The following is a 1,042-nucleotide window of genomic DNA, read 5'->3' as shown; positions in this document are numbered from 1 at the left end:
GGCTTTGTTGCATAAATTCCCCAGCGGCCCCAAATCAGGGGGATGAAAAAAGAGAAAACCAGTTATAAGCTCAAGAATTGGCGGGCGTATAATGAATCCTTGGTTAATCGGGGCTGCTTGACGCTCTGGTTTGAAGACGGTCAGATTGAACGCTGGCATCAGCCGGAACGGTCCGGTTATCGCGGTAGGGCACTGACCTATTCCGATGTGGCGATTCAGTGCGGACTGACGATCCGGGAGCTTTTTCAGTTGCCGCTGCGATCGACCGAGGGATTTCTAAGATCCCTGGTCAAGCTGTTGGGTGTTGAGCTGCAAGTGCCGGATTACAGCACCTTGTGCCGACGGCAACAAACCCTAACGGTGACACTACCCCGGTCTGTGGCGCAGAAACCTCGGCATCTGGTCGTGGATGCGACAGGATTGAAAGTCTATGGCGAAGGGGAATGGAAAGTCCGCCAGCATAGCATCGGCAAACGCCGGACCTGGCGTAAACTGCATATTGCCGTGGATGCGCAGAGCCAGGAAGTCGTAGCGGTTGAACTCACGGCGAATTTTGTCGGCGATGCCGAAGTTTTGCCGGATCTTCTAGAACAGCTGGACCCCGAGGAAGCGCTGGCATCGGTGGCAGCTGACGGGGCTTATGATACGGTTCATTGCCACCAAGCCATCAGGAAGAGGAATGCTAAAGCTTTGATACCGCCACGGGCCGGGGCGGTGGCCTGGCCTAACGATGAAGACGGGATGCCGCACCCGAGAACAGCCATTCTGCACACTTGCCAGGAGAAAGGCGCAACCGAATGGAAACGGAATAGTGGCTATCATCGCCGCAGTTTGGCGGAAACCGCGATGTTTCGGATCAAGGCGCTATTTAGCGGGAAGTTGAAAAACCGAAGCTTTATGGCCCAGCAAGCGGAAGCTTACTTGCGTGTTGGGGCATTAAATAAAATGACGGGCTTAGGGTTGCCCGATAGTTATCCGGTCAATTAACCGAATAATACAAAAGGGGAAGCTTTGCCCTCATTAGGATTTATGCAACAAAGCC

General features: G+C 53.7%; 1 protein-coding gene. It reads left to right on the top strand.

What is annotated here, in order from left to right; all coding sequences use genetic code 11:
• The first annotated feature begins 42 nt into the window (after positions 1-42).
• Positions 43-987, top strand: a complete 945-nt coding sequence (locus JJL52_RS21095) for an IS5 family transposase (RefSeq protein ID WP_202054492.1) — start codon at positions 43-45, stop codon at positions 985-987.
• The last annotated feature ends 55 nt before the right edge of the window (positions 988-1,042 follow it).

This window comes from Candidatus Methylomicrobium oryzae (genome assembly GCF_016745425.1).
Taxonomy (GTDB): Bacteria; Pseudomonadota; Gammaproteobacteria; order Methylococcales; family Methylomonadaceae; genus Methylomicrobium; species Methylomicrobium oryzae.
This window is presented reverse-complemented; position numbering and strand designations above follow the sequence as displayed.